Source organism: uncultured Gimesia sp., from assembly GCF_937910335.1.
Taxonomy (GTDB): domain Bacteria; phylum Planctomycetota; class Planctomycetia; order Planctomycetales; family Planctomycetaceae; genus Gimesia.
This window is the reverse complement of the sequence record NZ_CALEMX010000165.1, coordinates 1-6111: the sequence shown is the minus strand read 5'-3', so window position 1 is coordinate 6111 and position 6111 is coordinate 1. Positions and strand designations below refer to the sequence as shown.

5 protein-coding genes and 1 tRNA gene are annotated in these 6111 nt (G+C 47.6%); 1 reads left to right on the top strand and 5 read right to left on the bottom strand.

From position 1 onward, the window contains the following. Positions 1 to 46 precede the first annotated feature (46 nt). From Q0668_RS06485 to Q0668_RS06475, 3 genes are all read right to left on the bottom strand, one after another. Positions 47 to 352, bottom strand: a complete 306-nt coding sequence (locus tag Q0668_RS06485) for a hypothetical protein (RefSeq protein ID WP_298861592.1) — start codon at positions 350 to 352, stop codon at positions 47 to 49. A 220-nt stretch (positions 353 to 572) separates the two neighbouring features. Beyond that, positions 573 to 657, bottom strand: a tRNA-Leu gene (locus tag Q0668_RS06480). Positions 658 to 801: 144 nt separating this feature from the next. Further along, positions 802 to 2700 (bottom strand): carbon starvation protein A, encoded by a 1899-nt coding sequence (locus Q0668_RS06475; RefSeq protein ID WP_298861585.1) that lies wholly within the window; start codon positions 2698 to 2700, stop codon positions 802 to 804. A 652-nt stretch (positions 2701 to 3352) separates the two neighbouring features. Here Q0668_RS06475 and csrA point away from each other — a divergent pair. Continuing rightward, positions 3353 to 3583 (top strand): carbon storage regulator CsrA, encoded by a 231-nt coding sequence (csrA, locus tag Q0668_RS06470; RefSeq protein WP_298861582.1) that lies wholly within the window; start codon positions 3353 to 3355, stop codon positions 3581 to 3583. Between the two features lie 236 nt (positions 3584 to 3819). Here the strand turns inward: csrA and Q0668_RS06465 are convergent, their stop codons facing one another. Together Q0668_RS06465 and Q0668_RS06460 are read right to left on the bottom strand one after the other, a co-directional pair. After that, positions 3820 to 4512, bottom strand: a complete 693-nt coding sequence (locus Q0668_RS06465; RefSeq protein ID WP_298861580.1) for a class I SAM-dependent methyltransferase — start codon at positions 4510 to 4512, stop codon at positions 3820 to 3822. A 113-nt stretch (positions 4513 to 4625) separates the two neighbouring features. After that, on the bottom strand, positions 4626 to 6111 hold a 1486-nt coding region (locus tag Q0668_RS06460; RefSeq protein WP_298861577.1), incomplete at its 5' end, for an ATP-dependent Clp protease ATP-binding subunit.

Here is a 6111-nt window from a genome sequence, read left to right as displayed (position 1 = left end):
GCTTTACCGCGTAAAATTCCGCGCGTACTCACTTTCGGGACACCCACTAGCTAGACTTGTAATCAGCCCAGAGGGTCTCAAGTGCGACCGATTTGATTGCTCTTGGCTTTTCTGTGAGAATGCCGCCAGAAACGATGAATGCGGCAACCTCTTTGTCAGTTGCACCATCAGGTAGAGCCAAGCGTCCAGATTCGAGAAAGTAAATTGTTTCCTCGATTTGTGCTTTCCTCTGTTCAGCAACTCGCTCACTTTTGGTTTTTAAGGAGCGATTAAATTTGACGACCTTGCCGCCTACTGGAAACCGGAACCGAACGATCCAGTTAGCAGAACTTTGCTTTTCGATGCTTGCCACGTCATTGACTCAAGGAAAATTTAGGACAGGAATAGAACACGCTCTACAGCTTGATTGGTCCCAAGTTCGAGCGAAAACAGGTGAGTATCAGCAGGTGGTGGCTACAACACTCGACCAATACTGTCCCATTTTTGTCCCATAATTCGAATAAGTCAAGACGGCAAAAAATAAAGGGTTTGCGACATATGCCACAAACCCTTTATTTAAAAGTACTTAGAACTACCCAAGAGAGGATTCGAACCTCCACGTCCTTTACGGACACTAGAACCTGAATCTAGCGCGTCTGCCAATTCCGCCACTTGGGCCTGGGTGGATCTCTCTGGCCAAGAGGGCCAGAAGCAGTGCTATAGGATAAACTGAACCTGATGCCCCGGCAAGAGATGCAACAATGAATTTCTATTTACTCTGTCTATTCCATCTGATTTTTCATTCTAATTCCAGTAATGCGTCTAATTCGAGCCGCCGGCGGCGGGGCTGGTGGCGACCGCTGGTTGGGAGACTGGCAGTGCTGGCAATTGCTCTTCGAGAAGTCCTTTTGATTTTGTCCAGACGAGTACGCCTTCGATGATCATCCAGACCTGTAATGCCATTACAGCGACGGCGAACAAGAAGAGATGTTGCTTGTCCGGATTGTAATACCATCCCGTTTCGCTGTTGAACATATTCCAGAGCATGGCCCAGGCTGGCATGATTAGCATGATGATCATAGGAACCAGCGCAAAAGCGATGGGCTTGTTGCGGCGTCGGAGATAAAACACGATGACCATAAATGCCAAGCCTGCCAAGAGCTGGTTAGTTGCACCAAAGAGCGGCCAGAGGATTAAGCCCCCACTGCCCGGTCCTTGTGCGGCGCTGGCAGGCATCATAGCCACCATGCCCCCTAAAGCCACTGCCAATGCGGTAGCGGCATATTTATTGGTTAATGGTTTGATATGTACGGTCGCCGCCAGTTCCTGAATTACATATCGCTGCAAGCGCGTTGCGGTATCCAGTGTCGTCGCTGCAAAACTTGCGACTAATACGGCGATGATGCTGATTCCCAATTTCAATGGAATCCCGAGGGTGCCTAGAAAGTTGGCGCCACCATGAATAAACGCGCCGACTTTGTCTTTCAGTTTGAAACCCGCCCAACCTTTGCTGGCATCATAGCGTGTTTCCCAGGCGGCAACTCCTGCCAAATGCGTATCTGTGCCCTCGACCATTGTTGGCTGATAGGTATAAGTGGCGCCTTCTCCGATACGTGAAAATTCTCCCATGCCGACGCCGGCACAGCAGGCCAGAATCACAATTACGGCCAAGCCCCCTTCCAGCAGCATCGCACCGTAGCCAACATATTGTGCGTCAAGTTCTGACTCGACCTGTTTGCTGGAGGTGCCACTGCTGACTAGACAATGAAATCCACTGCAGGCACCGCAGGCGATGGTGATGAATAGAAAAGGCCAGATTGGCGGGGCATCGGCGGGAATATTCGAGGCAATTGCAGGTGCACTTCCCATCAGATCGGCCTGGCCGGTTGCTCCGGCTACGATGGCACCGATTAGCAATAAGCCCAAAGCCAACACCAACTGGTGGCTGTTAATGAAATCCCGAGGTTGGAGTAATAACCAAACCGGCATGACGGATGCGATGGCACAATACGCCAATAACACGAACGTCCAGAGTATCACAGCATTAGGAAAAGCACCTAACACGGGAATATCAAAAAGCGTCGAAATGTTGATCGGTAAATAATACGCCCCAATATAGATAGAAGCATAAACAATCGCCAAGGCAATCAACGAAGGGCCTAATAAGGACGCATTTTGTTTATACACCATGAGTCCGATCACAATCGCGATCGGCATGGTGATCCAGACCGGCAGCACGGTTTCCGGATACAGGGCAAAGATGATGGCGATCACCAGGCCAAAAATTGCCAGGACTACCGTCAGTGCTAATAGCAGAATTAACAGGAATAAAATTCGCGTACGGGGGGCAATTAAACGGCCGGCGACTTCCCCGACGGTCTGACCACGATTGCGCAGGGAAACGATGAGGGCGCCAAAATCGTGTACCGCTCCGATGAAAATCGAGCCGAACAATACCCATAAAAGTGCGGGCAACCAGCCCCAGAACACGGCAATTGCCGGCCCTACAATGGGTCCGGTACCAGCGATACTGGTGAAGTGATGGCCGAAGATGACTTCTTTTTTCGTGGGAACAAAATCGACATCATCCCGCAACTGCTTACTGGGAACTTCCGCATCACCATCCACATTGAATATTTTTTTTGAAAGCCACTTACCATAAGTGTGGTAGGCAATGATATAGCCTACAAAGGCTCCCGCAGCGATCAGCAGTGTGGCCATTCGTAATTCACTCCCGTATGTTTTGCAAAACCAGTTTTTCTGGCTGTCATATCAATGATTCGTCAGAATGTCTGCTTGTGTTAAGACACTCTTTTCTGGACCGGTTTCTCAACTTGACTCTATTGACCCTTTGACGGGATTTCTGAACCAGTCCACTTACAGATTATACATCTACCCCTTAATTGGCAATAAAGTCGCGCGAGATGCCAGGGTAGCAGCGCAAGAAGATATACATTAGATCCCTTTTCTGTTATTTCGCAGGAACGCGACCACTACAATCGGCAAATTCGACTTATTCGGCAAACCAAAATGCATCTTTCCAAAATACCCTTACTCACCCCATCTTAATGATAATGATTATTTAGAAAACGTCGATGTAGTAAAGTACCCACGAGGAACTCATCAACATGCAGGGATGTGGGTCATTATCGGACCGAGAGAACTTGTTAGAAGTCGCACCTGATTTCAGAAGAGCCTGAAAAAACAGAGCTGCCAATAATCAAGTTCTCTTAAATTCGATCTGATTTGTTTCACTGATTTACGAATAAACAACGGGTGACAAAACTTTTAAATCAAATCAATAAGAGGTTTGTCGCCTCTTCAGATATCACCTCATTGACCCAGAACATTGATCTACGGAAGGAGTTTTACAATGCTTGTATTGTCGAGACAACGCGACGAGAGCATTATCATCGGTGACAATATTGTCATTACTATTGTCGACATCAGGGGTGATAAAGTACGGTTAGGAATTCAGGCACCAACAGAAATTCCAGTACACCGTCAAGAAGTATACGATGCGATCCAGAGAGAAAACGCTCTGAAAGAGTCTGGAGAGCACCGTCCTTCGCCTCAGTCGCCATCAAAAAATGCCAGCGAGTGATCTTCATTCACGACGAAGACGTTCGTCTGACAGGATAAGGCTACATTCAATTAAAGATTAATTGAAACTTTGCAGGGGGAAGATTGACAATATGTTAACTCCCCCTGCTTTTTCATGCGCGGCCACAATCTTCTTGGGGTCTCCTCAGAGCTTCTCAATACGAGAACGCTTGAGAAATGACGCAAGCATTGAATGAGAATGTTTCAACATGCGCCTGATTTATTTTGTGAAGTCAGTCAGAACGAATCCGGCAAGATCAGAGAGACAGTCCAGTGCCGATCAGATGAGATTTTCACCGCATTTGTCGGCAAGCCACATTCTTGCATCATTTCCTGCACTTCATTCAAGGTTAAAGCCGCCTGCAATGAATCATGGAACAATTGTCGTTGATGAGTGTTGGCCTGTCCGGCATAGAATTCGACGAGATGTTCCAGTTCAGTCTGGGAATCAGGTCTGAAGAGGTCGCGCAAAAATATAAAACCACCCGGTTTGACGACACGAATGATCTCATGAAAGACGATTTTGGGATCAGGTATATGATGTATCAGACTGTTAGAGATCACGCCGTCAAAGGCTTGATCGGCATAAGAAAGGTTTTTTGCATCCGCTCGTTCCAGAGAAATCAGATGTTCGAGGCCAGCCTGCTGTAAATTGGCTTCCGCCAGTTTCAACATCTCATTTGCTAAATCTGTCGCCATCACTCTGATATCGGTGTTGCGCTGACAGACTTCTATCGGGATCAACGCAGTACCCGTGCCCAGATCCAGCAGACTGATCTGCCCCGGATGCAGGGCGGCATCGAAGGCATTTACTAATTCCAACAAATCCTCGGCGAACATCTGGTTGACTTCGCTATGATCCATCGAATTGTAGTCGATTGCTTCTGCTTGTGAATCCATCACTTCCGGCTCAAGCTGACGCGGAATCATGGTCAAATCTCTGCAAACGTGGGAATTGTAAAAACATGATTCAATAAAAAAAGAGCCCTCACATACCGGTGAGGGCTCAATTGTATTTGATACTGGAAAGGTAGTCAAAAAGCTTAAGCGTCTCCCTCGGAAGAACCGCCCTCACCTTCAATCGACCCTACAGTGGCTAGTTCTTCAGTTTCGGCTTCGTAAGAGCCATCAAATTCGAGTCGTTTTTCATCGCCAACTTCAACGACTTTCACTTGTACTCTGTTCTTACCTTCAAAAGAACCACGAAGTAACTCTTCTGCCAACGGATCTTCAATATAGCGTTCTACGGAACGACGCAGCGGACGGGCACCGTAATCGAGTTCGCCGCCTTCGGAACCTTTATCGATAATGAATTCTCGTGACTGATCGGAAAGTTCCAGAGTCACACCCTGTTCCTGCAAACGAGTTCGTACTTTGCTAAGTTCGATATCGACAATCAGCTTCAACTCTTCACGTGTCAGTTTGCGGAAGACAACGACTTCATCCAGACGTCCTAGAAACTCTGGTTTGAATTCTTTCTGAAGGTCGTGCATCAGATTACGTTTCATGGCATCGTAGCTGGTATCATCGTCGGCTTTGCGGAAACCGAAGGCATCCCCATGAGCCATACCCTGAGCACCTGCGTTGGTAGTCATGATCAGAACAACGTTCTTGAAGTCTACTTTTCGACCAAAGCTATCGGTCAAGTGTCCTTCTTCCATGATTTGTAACAGCATGTTGAAGACATCGGGATGTGCTTTTTCAATTTCATCTAAAAGCACAACAGCATAAGGTCGACGCCGAATTTTTTCGGTTAATTGTCCACCTTCTTCAAAGCCGACATACCCCGGAGGAGCACCAATCAGACGACTGACATTATGCTTCTCCATGTATTCACTCATGTCAATTTGGATCAAAGCCGATTCATCACCGAACATGAATTCCGCCAGAGTTTTGGCCAATAATGTCTTTCCGACCCCGGTGGGACCAGAGAATAAAAAGGCACCCATCGGTCGTTTGGGATCTTTCAAACCACTTCGACTACGGCGAACCGCCTTGGAGACCTGCTTGATGGCTTCATCCTGACTGATGACCCGCTCATGCAGTTCATCTTCCATATTCAGCAGACGCACGGTGTCTTCGCTGGAAAGTCGAGTCAGAGGCACGCCCGTCATCTTGGCCACGACTTCAGCCACGACTTCCGCATCAACAACGCCATCCACTTCTTTGGATTTATCACGCCATTCCTGAGTCAAAGTCTCTTTTCGTTTCTTCAACTTGTCGGCCTGGTCACGAAGATTTGCTGCCAATTCGAAATCCTGGTTGGCAACGGCTTCTTCTTTCGATTGATTCAGACGTTCTGATTCCTCTTCCAGCTCTTTCAAGTCGGGAGGACGCACCATTGATTTCAAGCGGATGCGCGCTCCAGATTCATCGATTACATCAATCGCTTTGTCAGGTAAACAGCGACCGGTGATGTAACGCGATGATAATTCCACTGCTTTTTCCAGAGCATCATCGGTAATCTGTACTTTATGGTGCTCTTCATAGCGTTCCCGTAAACCACGCAAAATTTCGACCGTCTGAGTG

Coding starts and splice junctions, on each gene's coding strand:
- Q0668_RS06465 (WP_298861580.1), bottom strand. CDS start 4,512: ATGATTCCGCGTCAGCTTGAGCCGGAAGTGATGGATTCACAAGCAGAA.
- csrA (WP_298861582.1), top strand. CDS start 3,353: ATGCTTGTATTGTCGAGACAACGCGACGAGAGCATTATCATCGGTGAC.
- Q0668_RS06475 (WP_298861585.1), bottom strand. CDS start 2,700: ATGGCCACACTGCTGATCGCTGCGGGAGCCTTTGTAGGCTATATCATT.